This is a genomic window from Nocardia sp. NPDC004168 (assembly GCF_040610355.1).
Taxonomy (GTDB): Bacteria; Actinomycetota; Actinomycetes; order Mycobacteriales; family Mycobacteriaceae; genus Nocardia; species Nocardia sichangensis.
Genome location: NZ_JBEXME010000004.1, coordinates 119,152 through 141,802 on the forward strand (window position 1 = coordinate 119,152; position 22,651 = coordinate 141,802).

A 22,651-nucleotide genomic window follows, 5' to 3' on the forward strand; every position below is an offset into this window, starting at 1 on the left:
CGTTCGGACGCGAGCCATAAGGGGCCGCGAACACCCAGCGCCGCAGGCGCTGGAAAAACAAACACAGCTCACACCCACCAGCGCTCGAGGACGCGCGCGACTCCGTCGTCGGTGTTCGATTCGGCGATCTCGTCGGCCGCGGCGAGGGCTTCGGGGTGGGCGTTGCGCATCGCGACACCGTGGCCGGCCATGGTCAGCATGGGGACATCGTTGGGCATGTCGCCGAACGCGACGATGGTCGATTCGTCCACACCGAGCCGCTGGGCGACCACCGCCAGCCCCGCGGCCTTGGTGATGCCGGGCGCGGACAGTTCGATGAGCCCGTGCTCGGTCGAGTAGGTGATGTCGGCGCGTTCGCCGATCAGCGGCGCGAGCACCGTGCGCATGTCCGAGCTGCGCGCACCCGGCAGCCGGATCAGCATCTTGATGGCGGGCGCGTCGATGACCTCCTCCCGGGCGACCGAGGTGTCGTCGGGATTGAGCCAGGCGTGCTCGTACTGGGGCGAGCTGACGAACTGGGGCGTCACCGCGTCGTGCGCGCTCTCGCCGACGCGTTCGGCCGCGAGGCCGCAGCCCGGCAAGGCACGTTCGGCGACGTCGGCGAGCCAGGCGAGCGTCGGCACGTCCAACGTCATGCTGACCAGCACCCGGTCGGCGGCGCTGTCGTAGATCACCGCGCCGTTGCCGCACACGCACAGCGGCGCGTACCCGAGCCCCTGCACCACCGGGTCGATCCAGCGTGGTGGACGGCCCGTGGCCAGCACGAACGGCACACCGTCGGCGATCAGGGCGCCCACCGCCGCCTTCGTCCGCGCGGTCACCCGCTCGTCGTGATCGATGAGCGTGCCGTCCACGTCGGTGGCGACCATCTTCGGTTTGGGGAGGTGCAGGGGCGTCACCCATTCCATCCTGCCGGACAACCTCCGGCCCGCGCCCGGCCACCGTGCTCGGCTGTGCCCCGGACATGCCCGGATGTCGTGTGGCACGCGCGCCGCGAACCACGTCCTTATGATCGGGGGCTAATACCGACGCTGGCCCGTCCAGCCGAAAGACCAGAGGACTGATGACCGGCTTCCTGCTACGACGCGCGCTCAACTATGTCGTGCTGTTGCTGCTGGCTTCGTTCCTGACGTTCAGTCTGGCGTCCCTGACGTTCCGGCCGCTGGACAGTCTCGAACAACGCAATCCGCGCCCGCCACAGGCAGTGATCGACGCCAAGGCCGAGGAGCTGCACCTCAACGACCCGATCCCGGAGCGCTACATCACCTGGCTGAAGGGCATTCCGCACGGTGACTTCGGCACGACGCTGGCCGGTCAACCGGTCAGCGAGGAGTTGCCGCGGCGGGTCGCGGTGAGTCTGCGGCTGCTGATCGTCGGCTCCCTGGTCGGCACGGTGCTCGGCGTGCTGATCGGCGCGGCGGGGGCGATCCGGCAGTACAAGTTCAGCGACTACTTCACCACCGTGGTGTCGCTACTGATCTTGAGCACGCCGGTGTTCCTGCTCGCGACGCTGCTGAAATACGGTGCGCTGGAAGTAAACTCGCTCACCGGATCGCAGATCTTCCTCTACACCGGCGAGACGTCGGCGAACAAGATCGAAGGATTCGGGCCGCAACTGCTCGACCGCATCCAGCACCTGATCCTGCCCACCACCGCGCTGGCCCTCGGTGCGATGGCGGGCTACAGCCGCTACCAGCGCAACGCGATGCTCGACGTGCTGCAGAGCGATTTCATCCGCACCGCCCGCGCCAAGGGGCTCACTCGAAGCAAGGCGCTGTACAAGCACGGCCTGCGCACAGCGCTGATCCCGATGGCCACGCTGTTCGCCTACAGTCTCGGCGCCCTGATCACCGGCGCGACGTTCACCGAGAAGATCTTCGGCTGGCACGGCGTCGGCGAGTGGCTGGTCGACTCGATCAACGCCCAGGATCTGTACGTCGTGGTGACGGTCACCGCGTTCGCCGGCCTGGTCGTGCTGGTGTCGGGTCTGCTGTCCGACATCGTGTACGCGATTCTCGATCCAAGGGTGCGTGTGGGATGACCGAAGCCGAGATCATCGTCCAAGGCGCGCCCGAGGTCGCCGCGACCGGGCGGCGCAAGCTGGTCCTGCGGCGCTTCCTGCGCAACAAACCCGCCGTCGCGGGCGGCATCGTCCTCATCACGCTGTTCGTCGTCAGTTTCGCGCTGCCGCCCTTCCTGCCCTACGACTACCAACAGCTGGACTACACCGCCCTGCTCAAACCGCCGAGCCCGGAACATCCGTTCGGCACCACCCAGATCGGTCAGGACGTCCTCGCGCAGACCCTGCGCGGATTGCAGAAGTCCCTGGTCATCGGCCTGTGCGTGGCGCTGTTGTCCACCACGATCGCCGCCACCGCCGGTTCACTGGCCGGACTGCTCGGCGGCTGGACCGACCGGGCGATCATGTGGCTGGTCGACCTGCTGCTGGTGGTCCCGAGCTTCATCATCATCGCGCTGTTCGCGCCGCGCACCAAGGGCAGCGGTTCCATCCTGCTGCTTATCCTCCTGCTGTCCTGCTTCGGCTGGATGATCTCGGCGCGGATCGTGCGCGGCCTGACGCTGAGCCTGCGTGATCGCGAATTCGTCCGGGCCGCGCGGTACATGGGCGCGCCCACCCGCACGGTGATCCTCAGCCACGTCATCCCGAACATCGCCTCGATCCTGATCATCGACACCACCCTCACCGTCGGCTCGGCGATCATGGCCGAAACGGGGCTGAGCTTCCTCGGTTTCGGCGTGCAGCCGCCGGACGTGTCGCTCGGCTCGCTGATCGCCGCGGGGACCAAATCAGCGTTGACTTATCCCTGGCTGTTCCTGTTCGCAGGTGGTCTGCTGATCATCACCGTGCTGTGCGCCAACCTCGTCGGTGACGGACTGCGCGACGCGTTCGATCCCGGCGCGAAGCGGGCTCGGTCGAAGAAGAAGGCGAAGGCATGACGACGACGACCTCCACCGCGCCACTGCTGGAGATCACCGATCTGCGGGTGTCCTTCCCCAGCGAGGAGGGCCGCATCGACGCGGTGCGCGGCGTCGATTACACGGTCTCCGACGGCGAAGTGCTCGCCATCGTCGGTGAATCCGGTTCGGGCAAGTCGGTGTCCTCGCTGGCGGTGATGGGGTTGCTGCCGGAGCAGGCGCGGATCACCGGTTCCATCCGGTTCCGCGGACGCGAATTGCTCGGGCTGGGCGATCGCGAACTGTCCAAGCTGCGCGGCAGTTCCATCAGCATGGTGTTCCAGGACCCGCTCTCGGCGCTCACGCCGGTCTACCGGGTGGGCGATCAGATCGCCGAAGCCCTGCTGGCGCACGGCAAGGCGAGCAGAGGCGATGCCGCGAAGCGCGCGGTGGAGCTGCTCGACCTGGTCGGTATCCCGGACCCGGAAGTGCGGGCCAAGGCGTTTCCGCACGAGTTCTCCGGTGGCCAGCGCCAGCGCGTCGTCATCGCGATGGCGATCGCGAACGATCCGGCGCTGATCATCTGCGACGAGCCGACCACCGCGCTGGACGTGACGGTGCAGAAGCAGATCCTCAATCTGCTGCGCAAAGCGCGCGACATCACCGGCGCGGGCGTCATCATGATCACCCACGACATGGGCATCGCCGCGACCCTGGCCGATCGGGTCGCCGTCATGTACGCGGGCAAGATCGTCGAAACCGCCACCGCGAGCGAGCTGTTCAACGCGCCGCGGATGCCGTACACCGTTGGTCTGCTCGGCTCGATCCCGCGCATGGACGGTCCGCCGCGGCGACCGCTGATCCCGATCGTCGGCGCCCCGCCCGCCATGCACGCGCTGCCGCCGGGCTGCTCGTTCGCACCGCGCTGCCCGGTGTCGATCGGCGAATGCCGGGCGGCGGAACCGCCGCTGGAGGCAGTCGAACCGGGTCATACCGCCGCCTGCATCCGCACCGCCGAGGTCGGCACCGACGAGCTGTTCGACGCCTATCGGCGCGAGATCGCCGAGCCGGAGGCCGAAGCGCAGGTGGAGTCGGACGTCGTTTTGCGGGTTTCGGACCTGGTGAAGGTCTTCCCGATCACCTCCGGTGTGGTGCTGCGCCGCCGCAAGGGGGAGATCAGGGCGGTCGACGGCATCAGCTTCGAGGTCCGCGGCGGGCGCACCTTGGCGCTGGTCGGTGAGTCCGGCTCCGGCAAATCGACCACGCTCACCCAGATCCTCGATCTGGTCCCGCCGCAATCGGGCGCCATCGAGATCATGGGCAACGACGTCGGATCCCTGAGCAAGGCGCGCAAACGGGAGATCCGCCGCAAGATGCAGATCGTCTTCCAGGACCCCACCGCCTCCCTCGACCCCCGCCTGCCGATCTTCGACGCCCTCGCCGAGCCGTTGCGCATCGACGGGCGGCCGCGCGCCGAGATCGCCCGCCGGGTACCGGAACTGCTCGAAAAGGTGGGTCTGCGCCCGGAACACTCCGACCGTTACCCCGGCGACTTCTCCGGCGGCCAGAAACAGCGCATCAGCATCGCCCGCGCACTCGCGCTGGACCCGGAACTGCTGGTGCTGGACGAACCGGTCTCCTCGCTGGACGTCTCGATCCAGGCGGGTGTGCTGAACCTGCTACGCGATCTGCAGACCGAGCGCGGCCTCTCCTATCTGTTCGTCTCACACGATCTGTCCGTGGTGCGGAACCTGGCCCACGACATCGCGGTCATGTATCGCGGGAAGATCGTGGAGTACGGCCCGGCGGAGCAGATTTTCGCCGCCCCGCAACACGAGTACACGCGGGCGCTGATCGACGCGGTGCCGGTGCCGGCAGTCAGCAGATAGGTAGGAGGGCGCGATGCGGATCCGTTTCGACCGAATGCGGTGGACCGCGGGCTTGGCGGCGATCGCACTGATGGCCGCGGGCTGCGCGGCCGGCGCCGACGAATCGGCCGCGGGCCTGTCCGACGCGCTCGGCACCACCAGCGACGTCAACCCGAAGAACCGCGACGAGGTGCGCGAAGGCGGCAACCTACGGCTGGCGGTCACCAGCTTCCCGGCGAACTGGAACACCCTGTCCAATGACGGGAACGACGGCGAGATCGCCGATGTCGAGCGCCCGCTCATGCCGCGCGCTTTCGACGTCGACGCGGCGGGCAACCTCACCGTGAACAAGGACTTCTTCACCGATGTCGCTCTGACGGGCACCAATCCACAACAGGTCACCTACACCATCAATCCCGCAGCGGTCTGGTCCGACGGGACGCCGATCACCTGGGAGGACATCGCCGCGGAAGCGCACGCGCTCAGCGGCCGCGACAAGCGCTTCTTGATCGCGATCACCAACGGCTTCGAGTTCGTCGAGAAGGTCGAGCGCGGAGTGGACGACCGGCAGGCGGTCCTCACCTTCAACCATCCCTACGGCGAATGGCGCGGACAGTTCGCGGGCAACTCCTCGCTTTTCCCGAAGTCGGTGACGGCGAATCCCGAATCGTTCAACAAGGGACTCGTGGACCGGCTCGGCCTCAGCGCGGGTCCGTTCGTCGTCCGATCCACCGACCGCGTCCAGGGCCGGATCGTGCTCAGCCGTAATCCGAAATGGTGGGGCGAGACACCGAAGCTGGACACCATCACCTACAGCGTGCTGGATCAGGCGGCCTGGGCGGCCGCCTTGCAGAACAACGAACTGGATCTCGTCCGGCTGACCTCGATCGACGAGGTCAAGACGGTCCGCAATACCAATGGGCTGGTGATTCGCCGTGCGCCCGGTAATCGCTGGCGGCACATCACGTTCAACGGCGCGCCCGGCTCCATTCTCGCGGACGCGCGCGTGCGCGTGGCGATCGCGAAGGCCATCGACCGGCAGGGCATCGCGACGGCGACCCAGAACGGTCTGGTCGAGAGTCCGAAGCCCTTGAACAACCATATCTTCCTGCAGGGACAGGACGGATACAAGGACAATTCGGCCCCGGTGGCCTACGACCCCGACCAGGCGGCACGGGAACTCGACGCGGCCGGCTGGAAGCTCAACGGTGACGTCCGCGAAAAGGACGGCCGCAAGCTGGAAATCCGCGACGTGATGTACAACGACCCACTGTGGGTGCAGATCGCGCAGATCATCCAGCAAAATCTGGCCCGGATCGGCGTGCGGCTCACCATCGACACCAAGCCCGGGGCAGGTTATTTCACCGACGTCATCATTCCCGGTGATTTCGACGCCGCACAGTTCATCTTCTCCGGTGACGCCTTCGCGATGAGCTCGATCCGGCAGATCTACTACTACGACCCGAACGACCTGCAGGGCAACTACGGCCGCATCGGTTCTCCCGAACTCAATGCCCTGATCGAGCGCACGCTGACCGAACTGGACCCGAAGAAGGCGATCGAACTGGCCAACGAGGTCGACCGGAAGGTATTCGAGGAAGGACATTCCCTGCCGCTGACCCAGTCCGACGGCAGTTTCGGAGCCCGCGCGGACCTCGCCAATATCGGCTCCCCGGGCCTGGCGTCGTACGACTACACCAAGATCGGATTTGTGAAATGAGACCAGCACAGCCCACCCGCAGTCGCCGAAGGCAGGCACGCAACGTGATGGTTCGGGCGCTCACCGTCGGCACGGCGCTCGCACTGCTGGTCGGCTGTGGCGCGGGCGGCAGCGAAGTGAAGTCGGGTTCCAACGCGATCGGATCGACCAACGACATCAATCCCCGCGAGCCGAGCGAATTGCGCGACGGCGGCAACCTGCGTCTCGCCATCACCAATTTCCCCCCGACGTTCAATTCGCACCATGTCGACGCCGACGGTGACGTCGCCGAGGTGGTCGACTGGACGTTGCCCGGGCCGATCACGTCCGATGCCGCTGGAGAGTTGTCGATCGACCACAACTTCTTCACCGACATCACGCTGACCGAGACCAACCCGCAGCGGGTGGTCTACACCATCAACCCCAAGGCGGTCTGGTCCGACGGCAGCCCGATCACCTGGGAAGATTTGCGGTCCCAGGCAGAGGCGCTGAGCGGCCGCAACACGGAGTACCGGGTCTCCGCGACCCAGGGCTACAGCCGGCTGGCCAAGGTCGAGCGCGGCGTCGACGACCGTCAGGCAATCGTCACCTTCGCGCAGCACTACGCGGAGTGGCGGGGCTTGTTCAGTCAGCTGATGCCGAAGGAATCGACCGCTACGCCGCAGGCGTTCAACGAGCGCGACCGCAACGGGCTCGCCAAGTCGGCGGGACCGTTCGTGATCACCACCGTCGACCGGGCACAGCAACGAATAGTGCTCAGCCGCAATCCGAAATGGTGGGGCGAGACGCCGAAGCTCGATACTGTCACCTACAGCGTGCTCGACTATTCGGCCCGCCTCAACGCCTTGCAGAACAACGAACTCGACGCCATCGATGTCTCGGGCATCGAGGAGGTCAAGTCCGCGACCAACTCACCGGGCATCATCGTGCGGCGTGCCTCGCGTCCGTACAACTCGCACATCACGTTCAACGGCGCCCCTGGGTCGATACTCGCGGATCCGAAGTTGCGCGTAGCGATCGCGAAGGGCATCGATCGTCAAGGCATCGTCACCGCGCTGCAGAACGGGATCGTGGAGAACCCCAAGCCGCTGAACAACCACATCTACCTGGACGGACAGAAGGGCTACCAGGACAACTCCGCGGCGATCGCCTACAACCCGGACGAGGCGGCCCGGATGCTGGACGAACTGGGCTGGAAACTCAACGGTGACGTCCGCGAGAAGGACGGACGCCAGCTGGTGATCCGCGACGTGATGTTCCAGCAGGACACCTGGGTGCAATTGGCTCAGATCATGCAGCAGAATCTCGCGCGGATCGGGGTGAAACTGCTGATCCAGACCTACCCCGGCAACGGCCTGTTCACCGATGTCATCGACCCCGGCAACTTCGATATCGCTCAGTTCAGCTGGTCACGAAGCATTTTCCCGCTCGGCGCGCTGCCCCAGATCTACGCGTACGACCCGGCGAACACGCTCAGCAACAAGGGCCGGATCGGGTCGCCCGAACTGAACGATTTGATCGAGCAGACCATCTCCGAACTCGACCCCGAGCGGGCGATCGAGCTGGCGAACAAGGCCGACCGGATGATCTTCGACCTCGGCCACTCGGTGCCCGTCGCGCAATCGCCCGGCAACGTGGCCGTCCGGGAAGGCCTGGCCAACTACGGCGCTTTCGGGCTGGCTTCCACGGATTACCTTCGGGTGGGCTTCGTGAAGTGAGCCGGTCCGTAGGACGCAACGAGCAGGAAGGATCACCATGCGGATTACCTCTGCGTGTGCCCGGCTGGCTTTGTCGCTGGTCGTCGTAGGGCTGACGCTCACGGGATGCGGCGGCGACAATGGTGTCACCGCGGGCAGCAGCACGATCGGCACCACCAACGACATCAATCCGAGGGACCCGAGCGAACTGCGCGACGGCGGGAACCTGCGGCTGGCACTCACCAACTTCCCGGAGAACTTCAACTATTTGCATGTGGACGGCGGAACGGAGACCGTCTTCTACCTGGTCGAAGCGACAATGCCCACCACCTTCGTCAGCGACGCGGCGGGGCAGTTGAGCATCGCGCACGACTTCTTCACCGACATCAAGTTGATCGGCACCGATCCGCAGCAGGTGGAGTACACCATCAATCCGAAGGCCGTGTGGTCCGATGGCTCGCCGATCACCTGGGAAGACCTCCGGTCTCAGGCGAATGCGTTGAGCGGCAAGGACAACGCGTTCCTCGTCTCCGCCACCGGCGGTTTCGAACGGGTGGGCAAGGTCGAGCGCGGCGCCGATGACCGGCAGGCCGTGGTGACCTTCGACCAGCCGTACGGCGAATGGCAAGGACTGTTCAACCCGCTGTACCCGAAGTCGGTCACGGCGACGCCCGACACCTTCACCAACGCGGCAAAGAACGAGCTGCCGCTCAGCGCGGGCCCCTTCGTGATCACCTCCATCGATCGCAGTCAGAATCGCATCGTGCTCGGGCGCAATCCCCGATGGTGGGGCGAGACGCCGAAGCTGGATTCCGTCACCTTCAGCGTGCTGGACCACTCGGCCTGGCTGCCCGCGATCCAGAACAACGAGCTCGACATCGCCTACATGTCCGGCATCGAGAACGTCAGCGCGGCGCGCAATGCCGCGAACGTGGTCATCCGTCGCACGCCGGAATCGACGTGGTCCCACATCACGTTCAACGGGGCACCAGGTTCCCTGCTCGCCGACCCGCAGCTGCGGATCGCCATCTCGAAGGCGATCGATCGGCAGGGAGTGGTCACCGCCTCGCAGCACGGCGTCGTCGACGATCCCAAGCCACTGAACAATCACGTCTTCGTGGCGGGGCAGAAGGGCTACCAGGACAATGCCGCGCCGATCGCCTACGACCCGGACGAGGCGGCCCGCATGTTGGACGCGCTCGGCTGGAAGCTCAACGGCGATGTCCGCGAGAAGGACGGCCGTAAGCTCGAACTCCGCGACGTGATGTACCAGCAGGACCAGTGGGTGCAGACCGCGCAGATCGTCCAGCAGAATCTCGCGCGAGTCGGCGTGAAGCTGATCATCCAGACGGTGCCCGGCACCGGCCTGTTCACCAATGTCATCGATCCGGGCAATTTCGACCTGGCCCAGTTCAGCTGGGGTGGTAGCGTTCTGCCGCTCAGCGGGTTGCGGCAGATCTACTACTACGATCTCGCCAACCTGCAGAGCAATAAGGCGCGCATCGGCACTCCTGAACTCAACGCGCTGATCGACCAGACCGTCGCCGAACTGGACCCCGACAAGGCCATTCAGCTGGCCAACCAATGCGATCGGATGATCTTCGAAGAGGGTTACTCCGTACCGCTGAACCAGGCGGCGGGCACCTATGCCGCCCGTACCGACCTGGCGAACTACGGTGCGTTCGGCCTCGCCTCGCGCGACTACACCAAGGTCGGTTTCCTGAAGTGAGTTCCGGACGGGGCCATCCGCTGGCCTATCCGATCACCGTGACGATCGGCGCCCTCGCGGTCTGTGCGGCCTGGGCGCCGTTCGGCACTCCGGATCAGGTGGCGGCCATAGGCGCGGTTGCCCTCGGGATCCTCGGGTACACCGGGTATCGGCTCGCCGTCGCCTTCGGCTTGCTCCCGTTCCGGCGATCGGGCGCCGCGCGCACCGTGCGGGTGACCCGCATCCGCCAGCAGCATCGCCTGGACAGCCGCTCGTGGTTACAAATCGACGGCACCGGGCGGCCACGGTGGCTTCCGGTGTACTTCGACCCGGCGCTGATCATCCTCACCGAAACCGAGGCGGAACTCACCGACCGCACTATCCACATCGCCGGACGACGTCTTTACCCCGTTGGCCGGATAAGCGACACCGAACCGCCCGGTCGACTCATCGACAATCCCAGCCGCCCCGACCCGGACGCGGCCGCCCTCACCGCGAAGGCCACCCGGCTGCGCCGCCGTCTCCTGCTCGATGCGCAACCCACTGTCGCCGCCTCCGTCGCTGCCCTCCTTTGGGTCTATCTCGACGGCGGCGGCTTCCCCGTCTTTCTCGCCGCGACCACGATCGCCGCCGCCGCGGCGATCTGGCTCTCTGCCATCCGCGGCTCCGACCCGACGTGACAACTACTGGGGCGGACACCCGTGATGCCCTCTCGCGAACGCCGAACGTTTGACATCGGTGACTGGGCGCATGCAGCCTGAGGGCGGAAGTGGCCTCCTCCCGTCTCCTGTCTCCCCACTCGACCCCAGGACATCACTTGACTGGCGAAGTCGCACATATCCCCGCCATCATGGGCCCCCACGAGCTCGAGTCGACACTGCGCGCGACGCACCGGCTATCGTCGACCGACCGCATCGATGACGTGGCGATACACCGACTTGCGCAGTCCGGCCTGGTCGGCGAAGTGTTACGCCTCTCGATCAGTTACGGCCGACCGGACACATCCGGGCCCGATTCGCTGATCTACAAACAAGCGTCGGATCGGTTTCCCGAAAGCCGTCATCTGGCCGAAGTCGAACTCGGTTTCTACCGGTATCACGAGACGAATCCCACGCCGATCGATGTCCCCGCGGTACTGGCCCGGGGTCTGACCCCCGTGCCGTGGCTGCTCATGGAAGACCTGGGCGATGACGGCTTCGTCCGTCAGATCGATGGGTGCCCGCCCGATCTGGCATTCCGCGCGATATCCGCGCTCGCGACCATGCACGTGTGGGGCTGGAATCGGGCCCTGCCCGCGGAATGGGACTGGTTGCTGCCGCCGGCGAGTTCGCGTGTCGGTACGTTCTGCCGACGCTGGCTGCGCGGCTACAGCGGCGACTGGCCGACGGTGCTCGGATCGTTGCCCGCTCTCGTCGTGGATAAATTCGACGCTGTGGCCGCCTTGCTCACGCCACCGCGGCGCACCATCGCACACGGCGATTTCCACAGTCAGAACATCCACTTCGGACCGCGTCGCTGCACGCTCATCGACTTCCAGTTCCTGCAGCACGCGTCGGGCATGTTGGATGTGGCCCGGTTCCTCGCAACCAGTTTGACGACCGAGGTCCGCCGTGCGATCGAGGGCGATCTGCTCCGCACGTACCACGACCGTCTCGCGGAACTCGGCGCAGCGCGGGAAGACACCGAGCAGTGGACCACCGAATTGCGGGCCGGATTGCTGTGGAACTTCTGCACACCGCTCACGCTGCACGTCATAGGACTGGAGCAGAGTCGGGGGAGTTGGCCCGCTCGACTGCCCATCTTGGAGCGTTGCGCGGTTGCCGCCGACGACTGGGATGCCCTGGATCTGCTCCGCTGACCCGGGGGAACGACTGTGCTGATCAGCGAAGCCAGGGCCGCGGCGGCGGATTGGGTCGCGCGGTATGCCGAGGGCGCCCCGTGGTTCCACAGCGCCCATTACGCAGGCTCCACCGTGGGCCTGCCGGGCGACATCCCGATCCATCCCGAGTCCGACGTCGATGTCGTAGTCGTGACGTCTTCGTCAGCGCACGGTCCCAAGCCCGGAAAGATCGTCCACCGCGGTGCGCTGCTGGAGATCAGTTATCGGCCGTGGAGTCGGCTCGCCGATCCCGAAGCCGTCCTGGGTTCATATCATTTGGCGTCCGCGTTCCGGGTCGACTCGGTGATCGTGGATCCCTCAGGCGATCTACAGGCGCTTCAACGCACTGTTGCGGGGTCTTTCGCGGACCTCCGCTGGGTTCGAGAACGCTGCCGAGACGCCATCCGGCACAGCGAGCGCTTCCTCGCGCGGCTCACCCCGTCCGCACCATGGCCCGACCAGGTGACGTGTTGGTTGTTCGGTACCGGTGTCATGGCACATGTGCCCCTCGTCGCCGCCCTGCGCAATCCAACGGTGCGGCTGCGTTATCAGGCAGTCCGGCAGGTGCTCGAGGACTACGGCATGCCGGAGATCCAGGAAGACCTGCTGCGGCATCTGTGCCCGCTCGAACTGAGCGCCGAGCAGGCTGACCAGATGGTGGCCGATCTTGCCGAGGTATTCGATGTCGCGGCGACCGTAGCAACGAGCCGGTTCCCGTTCAGTGCGGATATCACCGCCCACGGTCGCCCGGTCGCCATCGAAGGTGCCCGCCGTCTCGTTGCCGCCGGAGAGCATCGAGCGGCGGTCTTCTGGATCATCGCCACCTATGGGCGCTGTCAACAGATTGTGGACACGGACGGGTCGGCTGCCGACCGGCGGGCTTGTTCCGAGCGGTTCTGCACCGCGCTTTCGAAGATAGGCATAGTGTCCAGCGCCGACCTCGCCGCGCGAGCCGACGCGGTGACTCGTTCACTGCCCACGCTGTTTCGGGTGGCCGAACGGATCATGGCCGCCAACCCCGCGATAGCCGGATGACGACAGGGGCGAGAGCGCTCCAGGGTATCTCGCGATGCCGGGCGGGAGGTGGCTCACATCGTTGTATCCCACCAACTGCCACTTGCCATCGAATTCGCGAAACGACGTCACCGCGGTGTAGTCGACACTGATGCCGAGCCTGCCTAGGTCGGTCGCACCGAGGAGCAAGGAGAAGGCCGCGATCACCGTTTCGGTATGTCCCACCACCAGCGTTCGACCTCGACAGCTGGACAGAAGATCGGCCAGGCACGCCGAGGACCGCGTCAAATACGAGCACCAACTCTCCGAGCCGCGTCGTTGTCGTTCCACCGCGTCGGTGGCGCGCCACTGTTGCCGGGTCATTCCCTCGTTGAGCCCGGGATCCGCCACCCGGAGCGCGGCCATTTCGACGACCGGAAACTGTGTCCGGGCGCTGATGATCTCAGCGGTCTCCTTCGCCCGCCGTGTTGGGCTACAGACAAAGGACTGAACCCGGCCCTGCGAGGTCATTCGATCGGCCACCGCTCGCGCGGCAGCCCTTCCGTCGGCGGTCAACCCTCGGCAACCCGGGCCCGCGAGCACGCCGGTCACATTGCTGTACGACTGGCCGTGCCGCACGATAACGAGCTCGTTCACTACGCTGGCTGCCCCACCGAATGGTTCGGAAGCGCGAAGAAGGTGGGTATCTCGTCGAAGTCCGGCTCGATGCCTTCGGCGAATCGCCAATACGATTGCCGCAGAACGGAGTCGAACAGCTGCCGCGGCATCGGGCTCGCGCGCGAGATCAATTCGTTCCGGTAGTTCTCGAATGCGGTGAACCAATCGCGATACCGTACGACCAGCTCGTCGTCGGTCGCACTCCATCGCGAATAGACTTCCTGCCGCACAACAGAGAACGGGCTGGGAACGGTTGCCTGACCATCTACGACCATGCCCCCTTCGCCCTCGATCTGGTGGTAGATCGTCGTAACGGCGTCTTCGAAGGCCACGGGATAGGCGAGTTCGTGAGTCAATGCCAGCCACATGTCCCAGTCCTCGCACAGGCTGAGGCGCTCATCGAACCGCACCCGCGTGTCCTTGAAGTTTTCGACGACCACGGCTCCGGTATGAATGTAGTTGGCAACCAGGAGGAATCTCGGGTCGAACGCATAGCTCTTGCGATGCATCTGCTTCCAGTCGCCGGGCAGCCCAGTACACCGCCGACTGCTGACGACCGCCCCGGAGTATGCGAATCGCGCACCAGATCGAAGCAGCGCCGACGCCGATTCGAGATGGTGGGGAAGGAAGATGTCGTCGTCGTCCAAGAAGGCGATGTACTCGCCGGACGCGCGCTCGATGCCGATATTGCGTGCGCGTGAACAGCCCGCGCGATGGGGTAGTTCGACGAGATCGATCGACAGCTCGTGCTCCCAGGCCCGAGCGATATCCGCGACACTGACGCCACCGTCGTTGACGACGATGACTTCCACGTCGCGATATGTCTGCTCGTATATGCTCACCAAGGCCTGCCCGAGCAAATCCGGCCTATCGAGTGTGGGAATAACGACACTGATCATCGGACGAGCTCCCCCACGCGCAGCCGTCGACCACCGCTAACCACAACTTTTCCCAACGCCACACCGATCGCGATTCAGGACCTCGAGCGGAAAGCTGGCGAGTGGCCGGAACTGCCGATGCACGAAATCGAGCTTCTGATCGTGACAGGTACGGCAGATATAGTCGGCCGGAGCGTCCTCCACGCCGAATACCCGACGTCGCAGGCGGACCGCCTCCGCGTTCGTCATGATCTCGTGTACGGAACCTTCTCGGATATTGCCGAACTTTTCCCGCTGATAGTAGTCGTTACAGCAGATGAACATGTCACCTGTAACGGAGAAATACGCGTGATTCAACGGCCAACTGCAACCACGGAGCCTATCGTCGACCCTGACGTCCTGATGATATTCGTTGTCCAACGTTCCCGCCCGATCGCAGGTCTGCGTCGCTACGACGGTTACACCGCGCGGTTCGTACACGGCGGCCAGTTCCTCCCGGCGCCTGGACACCGATTCGCCGACCCCATTGACCGCGATCGTGACCGGGAACTTCTCCGCCGCGACCACTTCGTCGAGATTGCGCAGCGACTGCTGGAAGGTCGACGCTGCGGTGAGCGAGGCGAATTCGACTTCGTGCAGGCTCGGGAGATTCACCACCAGGTGGTGCATTACGCCGCTGTCGATCAGCTTCGCGGCTTTCGAGGAGGTCAGCGCACTGGCGTTACTGGAAAGGGACAGCTTCATGCCGTACTCGGACAACACATCGATTCGCTCGGAGAAATATTTGTCCAGAGTCGGCTCATTGAAGAAATGAAAGGTGACGAACCGAATGTCCCGGTGCGGCTGTAGCTTCTCGATGATTTCGGTGAAGAGATCCATCGGCATGGTCGCCTTCGGTTTCGGATCCACCGCGACCGGGCAGTAGCTGCATCCCCAGTTGCAGTGCGCAGTCACTTCGATCTGACCGGTCCTCAACATATAGTCTCGACAGAGCAGTGCTGGGTCCTGTAACCAACCCCGGGCCACCAGGTCTCGGACCAGATCCATTCCGAAACGCTCGGTGAGGTTGCGCGTCGACAGCGGCTCCGCCGCAGCGGCCTGCAATGCGTTCAGCCCCGCGGGATCACGATGCCAGGTGACGCTGCGATCCAATCCTATTACTCCGAACGCGGCTTCATCCGCGTCGGTCATATACGGATACTCTGGGCCCAGCGTGTCGGTCATATATACGACCGGCGCTTGGTCACCCGGCCGGACACATGTCAGATACGGCGAGGTCTGAAGCTGTGCGGGTAGCATCATCGCACTCCTAAACTGGACAGCGGCCCGCACCGAATAATTCGGCGTGAGTCCATGGTCAGCGAAACGCTGGATCGGAAATCCTTCCTCCCCCAACATGCGGGCCACGCGAGACTGCGACCCGATCTGCAACGTACCCCCGAATAGCGTTGAGACACAATAATTCGTGTCCTTGACACGCTGCCGCGTACCTCGCGATCATTCGAGAGCCAACCGAACTACGAGTGAATGAGCCGCTGACCACATGGACGAACCAGCGCCGCTCGGCAGCGTCGACACCACCAGTTGGGGCCTCGCCGAGTTCCCGGCTGCCGACTCGGCAGAATGCTCGTTGCCGGACCTTATCCCGCTCGCAGCGAGCCGAGCGCCCTCCGCGACTGCGGTCACGGACGATAATCGCAGTATCAGCTATCGCGAACTCGTCGCGCTGATCGAACAATTCGCTCGTTGGTTGTGGCATGAAGGGGTACGACCGGGCACCCGACTAGTCGTCCGAGCGGAGCACAGGATCGAGTTCGCGGCACTCGCGCACGCCGTGATGCGCATCGGCGCGACACTCGTTCCGCTGCACATCCAGCTACGCGATCACCAGCTGCTGCCGATCGTGCGCGACGCCGATCCGGTGCTGGTCGTAGGATTCGACGTCGCGCCGCTCGATCCATCGAGCGCACGGCATTTCGCGGTGGTGCCCTGGAGCGAGGTGGAAGAACGGATCCGCGCGTTCGGCGACCGGGCGATACCCGCGATAGTTCATCGAGGTACCGCGCCGGCCCTGTTGTTCTACACCTCCGGAAGCTCGGGCACGCCGAAGGGAGTGGTGTGCTCCTATCGCCAAGCGAGCTTCGTACTGGCAGCGGTGCACACACGGCTGCGGTATTCGCGCCGCGATGTCGTGCTGTGCGCCGTTCCGATGAGCTTCGACTACGGCTTCTATCAGATATTGCTGTGCGCGCGGGCCGGCTCCGAACTCGTCTTGACCGATCCGGCGAACTATGTCGGCCTGTTGCGACGCGTCCGTGCAGTGAAGGCGACCATTGTGCCGGTGGTGCCCACCTTGGCCGAGATGATCGTCGCGTTGTCCGCGCGGCATGGGGAACTGTCGACCGTGCGGCTGATCACCAACACCGGCGAGCGCCTGACACCCGACATACAGTGTTCCTTGATCGACGCATTCCCCACTGCGCGAATCGCGCTCATGTACGGCTTGACCGAGTGCGCGCGGATCTCGATTCGAACGCCGAGCCGAGAGGATCTGCCGGTCGATACGGTAGGTCACCCGATTCCCGGTACCCAGGTGGTCGTCGTCGACGGGCAGGGGAACGCACTCCCACCCGGACACACCGGTCATATCGTGACCATCGGCCGGCATGTGTCCGATGGATACTGGCGCGCACCGAAATCTACGGTCGCGAACTTCGCTCGCTGTCTCGCTACCGGTCATCGCGTTTTGTTCACCGGCGACTACGGCAGCTTGGACGCTCGTGGGGAATTGACCGTGTACGGCCGGATGGACGGCATATACAAGGCGCGAGGTATCCGTGTCAGCGCGGCGGAGATCGAAGGCGCGGCCTCAGCGGTAGCGGGCGTGCGGGCCGCGGTTCTGATTCCACCGCACCAGGGCACACCGGCAGTCTTGTGGGTCTCGGGTCCCGTCACCGGGGCGTTGGTGCTGGCGGGGCTACGTGAACGGCTTGTTCCAGCCAAGGTCCCCGATCACTGTGAGGTACTCGAAAGCATGCCGACCACGGCAAACGGCAAACTCGACCGCGCAGCGCTGCGTGAGCTGACCACACGGCTGGTGGCGCGATGACCGGAGTAGGGCATGGTGACGGTCTCGCGCGCGACCTCGCAGCCGCCTACGGGACGCCGCTGTATCTCTACCGGCTGGACGAGATCCGTCGCGCCCACGACGCATTGCGGGCTGCCCTGCCCGCGGGCAGCAAGCTCTACTACTCGGTGAAGGCCAATCCGCATCCAGCGGTCGTGGCGGAGCTGTTGCGTTGTGGCGCGACCGCGGAGGTGAGTTCACTCGGTGAGCTCGACGTCGCGCTGACCGCCGGTGCGGATGCCGCGCAGATCTTGTACACCGGGCCGGGAAAGGCTCCTGCCGAGGTGGTGCGGGCCATCCGATCGAACGTCCGTAGCTTCTCCGTGGAGTCCTACGGCCAGTTGCGCATGTTGACCGAGCAGGCGCGACGGGAAGACGTTGACGTTCGTTGCCTGCTTCGCGTGAATACCGGCGCAGCAGACGGCGGCGGGCTTCGAATGAACGGCACCTCGCAGTTCGGCATCGACTTGGCGGAACTGCGCACCAGAATGCGGAATTCGACCGACGACATGGGCGTCGTCACCGGTCTGCACTTCTTCCCGGCGTCGTCGGTCACCGATCCATCGACTCTGCTGAGCGGCATCGAGCACAGTCTCACCGTCGCGGCCGAACTCCAAGAGCACGCCGCGGCGCCGTTCACCGAGATCGATCTCGGCGGCGGGTTCGCCACGCCCTTCGCGACCGCGGGGCCGCCGGTCGACTACTCCGGCCTGCGCGAGCCTGTGGCCGCGCTGCTCGATCGCTACGCACCGGGCTGGCGACAAGGTACGCCGGTGATCTCCTTCGAGTCCGGTCGCTATCTCGTCGGCTCGGCGGGCAGCCTGATCTGCAGCGTGCTGGACGTCAAACAGCTCGGCGACCGTCACTACGCGATCCTCGATGCGGGCATCAACCACCTCGGTGGGCTGTCAGGCCTTGGGCGACTACTTCCCATGCGAGCGCAGCTGGTTTCGCTGGCCGACCGGAGTGCCGGCCATGCGGAGGAACGCTCCGTCGACTTCGTCGGACCGCTCTGCACACCGATGGACACCCTGTCGCGGAATGTTCGGATGCCTCTGCCACATGTCGGTGACTCGATGCGAGTTCCGAATGTCGGCGCATATGGGCTGTCCGCCAGCCTCCTCGGTTTCCTCAGTCGTGCATTGCCCCGAGAGGCCGTGGTCGACAATGGCCAACTGCACTCGATCAGCAGAACGGAGCTGGTCCGAACGGCTCTGCGATCGTGAACTACGCGCTGTCGGCACGCCGAAGGCGATCGATGACCCGCCAGAACGACAGCGGGCTGTGAAAGGTCTCCCCGTTCAACTCATCGTCAGGGATGGTGATCTCGAAGATCTCCTCCGCTTCGACGAGCAGACTGATGATGCTCGGAGAATCGATACCGAGATCACCGAATGGCGCCTCAGCCCGCAACGACTCCTCTGCCGCGACAGCGGTGACGTGCCGCCGAAGCAGATTCTCGTACTCTTCGCTCCAAGTTCTCATGCCCTGCCCCCTCGTTCGGATGCCACCAGCGCCTCTGGACGCCGCAGCACGGTAGCCGGTACCGCGGCGAAGCGGTAGATCGTCGCGCGGCTCTTTCGAGGCGGACAGTAGACGTCCGGCACTGTCCATTCCCACGCGACATCTCCGGACCGCGAAATCTCGAATGCGCGCCCCGCTTGGGCGTCGGTGATCAGGACATTCCCACTGGACAGTGGCTCGCAGCCGCCTGCCACGGCGGTGAAGAAGGATGTCGGCGGCGTGGCAACGTACTGCCACACGATCCGCCCGGTTGTCGGATCGACTTCAACCGCTCGAGACCTGCCGTGACTTCTGCCGTTGTCGAAGACAAGGATGTTGCCAGACGGCAACGCCGACGGCTGATGTTGACCGGACAGCTCACCGGGACCCCACCACCACACCACTCGACCTGCCCGGAGATCGAGTACTGCGATCAGATCGAGCTCTCGCAGCGAGACCAGCCAGTGTCCTTGCTCCCACAACCCGTGCGGAGGGCTTCCGAGCAGTTCTATGGAGTTGGCATGCAACACGTCACACGGAGAATGAGGCAGCCGACGCAGGACGGCGAGTTCATCTCGCGAGAGATACGTACGGTCGTCATTGCCCAGAAGCTCCAGAGCTTGTGGAACTTCGGCCGCACGCAGTGCAGAATCCACTGCGGGCCAGCCGGATCGGAGAAACAGCGCATGTTTCCGGCGTTGCGCTTCGTCGAGCATCCTTGCGATAACCGGCTCTGTGGAGAGAATTTCGTATATGGACCACGACCGTTGCACCACGCCGTCCGGACCGAGCATCGTGATCGCATTGTCGAGTATCGCCCAGGGCTTGTCGTCGACTCGCATTCGACGCCGATGCTCGGTCAGGACGTACACCGCACCCTCGGCGTCAACATACATGTCGTGATGCGCCGCGACAGACGAACACCATAGGACCTCGGATGTGTTGCTGAGTCGAAGTACGCCATGCAAAGGGACAATGGCGAGCAGGCCACCGTCGGGCAGCACCTCGACGTGATTCCAGCCCCGCAGGAAACTCGGCGGGTCGGTGCGCTCACCAGGCTGCTCCGCGGGACTGCTCCACCGATGAAGTTCCGCGCCTGTGCGATCGACGACGAACGCCGCCGGATCGGGGTACGACGACGCGGGCGAAAACACGAAGAGTTCTTCAGGCGTCGTAGTTACAAAGTCCACTGGTTCTCCCCCTCATGTCATCCGACAGCGTGCGCCGAGCACGTTCGCAGTCCCGCCTCCACCGCGGCGATCGTGAACAGAGTCCGGTCCAGCGCGACCTTCTCGCCCATGCGACGCACCGCCCGCGCGGTCCTACGCAGCCCATCGGCGTCGACGTAACCGGAATCGACCAGGACGCCGCCTTCGACGCACATGGTCTCCAGGAAGGGCAGGACATGGCGCCGGAACGCGATATCCAAGGTCTCTCGTGGATCGTCGCGCGGGCCGCAGTACACGGACAGCGGCAAACCCAAGCCGCTCAGGCGCAGTCGTGCCAGCGTCTTGTCCGCCCGCCACGGTAGGGGCAGCCACTCGCAGAAACGAGTCAACTGCGGATCCGCCAGCGGTGAGACCGGCCACAATCCTTTGTCGAGAAATTGGGGTGTTCGGCTACCGAACGCCAATAACGTGCTCTCGCGCAGGACAGTGGCCGGCGCGATGCCCTCCTCGCTGTGCGGCGCCGCCGCGACAGCTCGCTTACCGAGCCAGGGCGGGTAAGGACGTGAGCCGTGCGATCCGGTCTTCTCGCAGGCCCGCACTGACATCAATTCGTCACCGCCCGTGCCGCCGAAGGACCACCGCACACCGCACGCCGCCAGGCCCGCCAGCATCGGTTGTTTCGCCTCGATCCACGGCTCGGAGTACGGGCTGACCGGAAGCCCACGGCCGCGTACTCCACCGGGATGAAATGGCAGGTGTTCGGTTGCGTCCACCGTGATATCGCCGGCGCAGTGGAACTCCTCGATCAACTGCCGACGCCGGTTCCGCTGCGCCTGCCCGCAGGACCCGTCCATCAGCACGGCGGCGGCGGTGATCATCTGGCCGCCGCGTTCGGCCAGCGTCGCGGCCACATTGGTGCTGTCGAGTCCGCCGGACAATTCGATACCGCACTGGTGCGCCGGAAACTCGCGCCGGTGCACCGCGGTGTCCAACGCGTGCTCGAAGGCGGTCAGCACATCCGCGCCACGGCGCAGCGGTCTCGGCATCGCGTGCTCAGCGGGGCTCGGATAGGTCAGCCGCAGCGTGCCGTCTTGCCAAGTCGCGGTCGAGCGCTCGGTCAGCCGTTTCACCGCGCGCCAGACGGTCTCGTGACCATATCGGTGTCGCCTGGTCAGCAGGCGGGCGACCTCGGTGTCCGACAGGGTCGAGGTGTCCGCGTAGTCGTGCAGATCGGTGGGCTGCCACGAACCAGCAAGCCGATCCCGCCCACCCGCCAGATAGATCGGTGCGATCGCCCAGACTCCGGCCTCGACGGCTACCGTGCCCGCGTCGATGCGCAGCATCGTGTAGTCGATCGGCCACCGCGCCGTTTCCTGTGCCAGACGGATGAGCTCCGCATAGGAGATTTGTTCCGGCGCACCGGGTTCGACGGCGGGATCTCCGCGTCGACGCTCCCGGGAGACAACCGATACCGTCTCTTCGCAGGTCACCATCCGGTGCGTCAGCGCGGGATGGCGCAGCGGGACGATCCAACTGTCGCCCTTTCGCCACGCACGGCCGTCCCAGCGCCAATCGGACGAGCTTCCGCACTCTGCCTGCCTGTCCAAGACGAATTTCAGCATCCGATACTCCGCGACATGCTCAGCTCACACCCCGGACTTCGCCGTGGAGCGGTCACTGCCGTCGAACTCCAGCACGCTCGGGAACGCGTATCGGTCCGGTAGGCCGGGCTCGGCGTATTCGGCCTCCCCCGCGAAGATTTCGGCCCCTGGTACATCCCCGCCCGCGGCGGGCAAATTGTCAGCGATCTCGCGCACCAAGTTCGCGAGGATCTCCTCGGTCACGCGCGAACCGATGTCGGCGCTCGCGCCACGGGCGCGATAAACGACGCCTTGACTCGTGCAGGCCGAGGCGGGCAGCGGCAGCATCGAGTATCGAAGAGGTCGTTCGGCGACGTCGTCGACTATCCGATCGGCTCGCACCGCACCCGGCGACAGGTGCATCACGAGGCTGGTCTCCACCACGGCGGCGTGATTGTCCTCGGCCCTGGTCACACCGGATTCCCCCGCGATGGCATCGCGCGTCTGCTCGGTGGTCATCTCCCACCAGCACACCGTCATCAACCGCGCACCGTGTGCGTTTCGCGTCAGATCGGCACACGCCTCGAAGATGAAGGGGCCGTTGGCATAGTGACCGTTGAGGAGAACGAATCGACGAGCGCCTTGCTGATAGGCAGCAGCGATCACCTCGGTGACCAGGGCCGTCAGAGTGGACCCTCGGATGTCCGCGTTACCGGGGAACTCGCCTCCGGTTCTGGCCGGATTGGTGCGGCATCCATACGGTATCGGAGGAAGCACCAGGCATGGGATCCGTTCGCCCAGTAGCTCAGCCAGACGGGTTACCACGATGGTATCCGTGCCCAGCGGCAGGTGTGGTCCGTGTGCGCCCGTCCCACCGATCGGGAGCACACACAGCCTATCCCGCAAACTGTCTCGGTACTCGGGCCAGGTTATGTCCGCTGCTCGCATCGAAACTC

General features: G+C 65.1%; 19 protein-coding genes. 11 read left to right on the forward strand and 8 right to left on the reverse strand.

What is annotated here, in order from left to right; genetic code table 11:
- Positions 1–68 precede the first annotated feature (68 nt).
- Positions 69–908: an HAD family hydrolase gene (locus ABZW96_RS09980; RefSeq protein WP_355073162.1), complete on the reverse strand. Its 840-nt coding sequence runs from the start codon at positions 906–908 to the stop codon at positions 69–71.
- A 155-nt stretch (positions 909–1,063) separates the two neighbouring features.
- On the opposite strand from ABZW96_RS09980, the gene ABZW96_RS09985 reads away from it, so the two are divergent.
- The 9 genes from ABZW96_RS09985 to ABZW96_RS10025 all read left to right on the forward strand — a co-directional run bounded on the left by ABZW96_RS09985 (position 1,064) and on the right by ABZW96_RS10025 (position 12,802).
- Positions 1,064–2,041: an ABC transporter permease gene (locus tag ABZW96_RS09985; RefSeq protein ID WP_355073164.1), complete on the forward strand. Its 978-nt coding sequence runs from the start codon at positions 1,064–1,066 to the stop codon at positions 2,039–2,041.
- Positions 2,038–2,958 carry an ABC transporter permease gene (locus tag ABZW96_RS09990; protein WP_355073166.1) on the forward strand — a complete coding sequence of 307 codons (921 nt, stop codon included), beginning with the start codon at positions 2,038–2,040 and terminating at the stop codon, positions 2,956–2,958. Before ABZW96_RS09985 ends, ABZW96_RS09990 begins: the two co-directional genes overlap by 4 nt.
- Positions 2,955–4,805, forward strand: a complete 1,851-nt coding sequence (locus ABZW96_RS09995) for an ABC transporter ATP-binding protein (RefSeq protein ID WP_355073168.1) — start codon at positions 2,955–2,957, stop codon at positions 4,803–4,805. The genes ABZW96_RS09990 and ABZW96_RS09995 overlap by 4 nt, the downstream gene beginning before the upstream one ends.
- A gap of 70 nt (positions 4,806–4,875) precedes the next feature.
- Positions 4,876–6,504, forward strand: a complete 1,629-nt coding sequence (locus tag ABZW96_RS10000) for an ABC transporter family substrate-binding protein (protein WP_355073746.1) — start codon at positions 4,876–4,878, stop codon at positions 6,502–6,504.
- Positions 6,505–6,551: 47 nt separating this feature from the next.
- On the forward strand, positions 6,552–8,201 hold the full coding sequence (locus tag ABZW96_RS10005) for an ABC transporter family substrate-binding protein (protein ID WP_355073747.1): 1,650 nt from the start codon (positions 6,552–6,554) through the stop codon (positions 8,199–8,201).
- 37 nt (positions 8,202–8,238) lie between these two features.
- Positions 8,239–9,909 (forward strand): ABC transporter family substrate-binding protein, encoded by a 1,671-nt coding sequence (locus ABZW96_RS10010; RefSeq protein ID WP_355073170.1) that lies wholly within the window; start codon positions 8,239–8,241, stop codon positions 9,907–9,909.
- Complete coding sequence (locus tag ABZW96_RS10015) at positions 9,906–10,568, forward strand: hypothetical protein (RefSeq protein WP_355073172.1); 663 nt, start codon at positions 9,906–9,908, stop codon at positions 10,566–10,568. Before ABZW96_RS10010 ends, ABZW96_RS10015 begins: the two co-directional genes overlap by 4 nt.
- A 170-nt stretch (positions 10,569–10,738) precedes the next feature.
- Positions 10,739–11,746 (forward strand): phosphotransferase, encoded by a 1,008-nt coding sequence (locus tag ABZW96_RS10020; protein WP_355073174.1) that lies wholly within the window; start codon positions 10,739–10,741, stop codon positions 11,744–11,746.
- 522 nt (positions 11,747–12,268) lie between these two features.
- Positions 12,269–12,802, forward strand: coding sequence for a hypothetical protein (locus ABZW96_RS10025; RefSeq protein WP_355073176.1), 534 nt, complete (start codon positions 12,269–12,271; stop codon positions 12,800–12,802).
- On the opposite strand, the gene ABZW96_RS10030 is transcribed toward ABZW96_RS10025, so the two are convergent.
- Genes ABZW96_RS10030 through ABZW96_RS10040 form a run of 3 tightly spaced genes read right to left on the reverse strand, consistent with a single transcriptional unit; the run spans position 12,737 to position 15,540 of the window.
- A complete protein-coding gene (locus ABZW96_RS10030; protein WP_355073178.1) occupies positions 12,737–13,417 on the reverse strand; it encodes a histidine phosphatase family protein in 681 nt (226 codons plus the stop codon). The two genes, ABZW96_RS10025 and ABZW96_RS10030, sit on opposite strands and share 66 nt — an antisense overlap.
- On the reverse strand, positions 13,417–14,337 hold the full coding sequence (locus ABZW96_RS10035; protein WP_355073180.1) for a glycosyltransferase family A protein: 921 nt from the start codon (positions 14,335–14,337) through the stop codon (positions 13,417–13,419). Before ABZW96_RS10035 ends, ABZW96_RS10030 begins: the two co-directional genes overlap by 1 nt.
- Before the next feature lie 36 nt (positions 14,338–14,373).
- Positions 14,374–15,540 carry a radical SAM protein gene (locus ABZW96_RS10040; RefSeq protein WP_355073182.1) on the reverse strand — a complete coding sequence of 389 codons (1,167 nt, stop codon included), beginning with the start codon at positions 15,538–15,540 and terminating at the stop codon, positions 14,374–14,376.
- 319 nt (positions 15,541–15,859) lie between these two features.
- On the opposite strand from ABZW96_RS10040, the gene ABZW96_RS10045 reads away from it, so the two are divergent.
- Together ABZW96_RS10045 and ABZW96_RS10050 are read left to right on the forward strand one after the other, a co-directional pair.
- Positions 15,860–17,425, forward strand: coding sequence for a class I adenylate-forming enzyme family protein (locus ABZW96_RS10045; RefSeq protein ID WP_355073184.1), 1,566 nt, complete (start codon positions 15,860–15,862; stop codon positions 17,423–17,425).
- Entirely contained in the window at positions 17,422–18,669 is a 1,248-nt protein-coding gene (locus tag ABZW96_RS10050; protein ID WP_355073186.1) for an alanine racemase, read from the forward strand. The genes ABZW96_RS10045 and ABZW96_RS10050 overlap by 4 nt, the downstream gene beginning before the upstream one ends.
- 1 nt (position 18,670) lies before the next feature.
- Here the strand turns inward: ABZW96_RS10050 and ABZW96_RS10055 are convergent, their stop codons facing one another.
- The 4 genes from ABZW96_RS10055 to ABZW96_RS10070 are packed head-to-tail and all read right to left on the reverse strand — an operon-like array spanning position 18,671 to position 22,643.
- Positions 18,671–18,928: a phosphopantetheine-binding protein gene (locus tag ABZW96_RS10055; RefSeq protein ID WP_355073188.1), complete on the reverse strand. Its 258-nt coding sequence runs from the start codon at positions 18,926–18,928 to the stop codon at positions 18,671–18,673.
- Positions 18,925–20,136: an arylsulfotransferase family protein gene (locus ABZW96_RS10060; RefSeq protein WP_355073190.1), complete on the reverse strand. Its 1,212-nt coding sequence runs from the start codon at positions 20,134–20,136 to the stop codon at positions 18,925–18,927. The genes ABZW96_RS10055 and ABZW96_RS10060 overlap by 4 nt, the downstream gene beginning before the upstream one ends.
- Positions 20,137–20,153: 17 nt before the next feature.
- Entirely contained in the window at positions 20,154–21,737 is a 1,584-nt protein-coding gene (locus ABZW96_RS10065; protein ID WP_355073192.1) for an asparagine synthase-related protein, read from the reverse strand.
- Positions 21,738–21,761: 24 nt separating this feature from the next.
- Entirely contained in the window at positions 21,762–22,643 is an 882-nt protein-coding gene (locus ABZW96_RS10070; RefSeq protein ID WP_355073193.1) for a creatininase family protein, read from the reverse strand.
- Positions 22,644–22,651 lie beyond the last annotated feature (8 nt).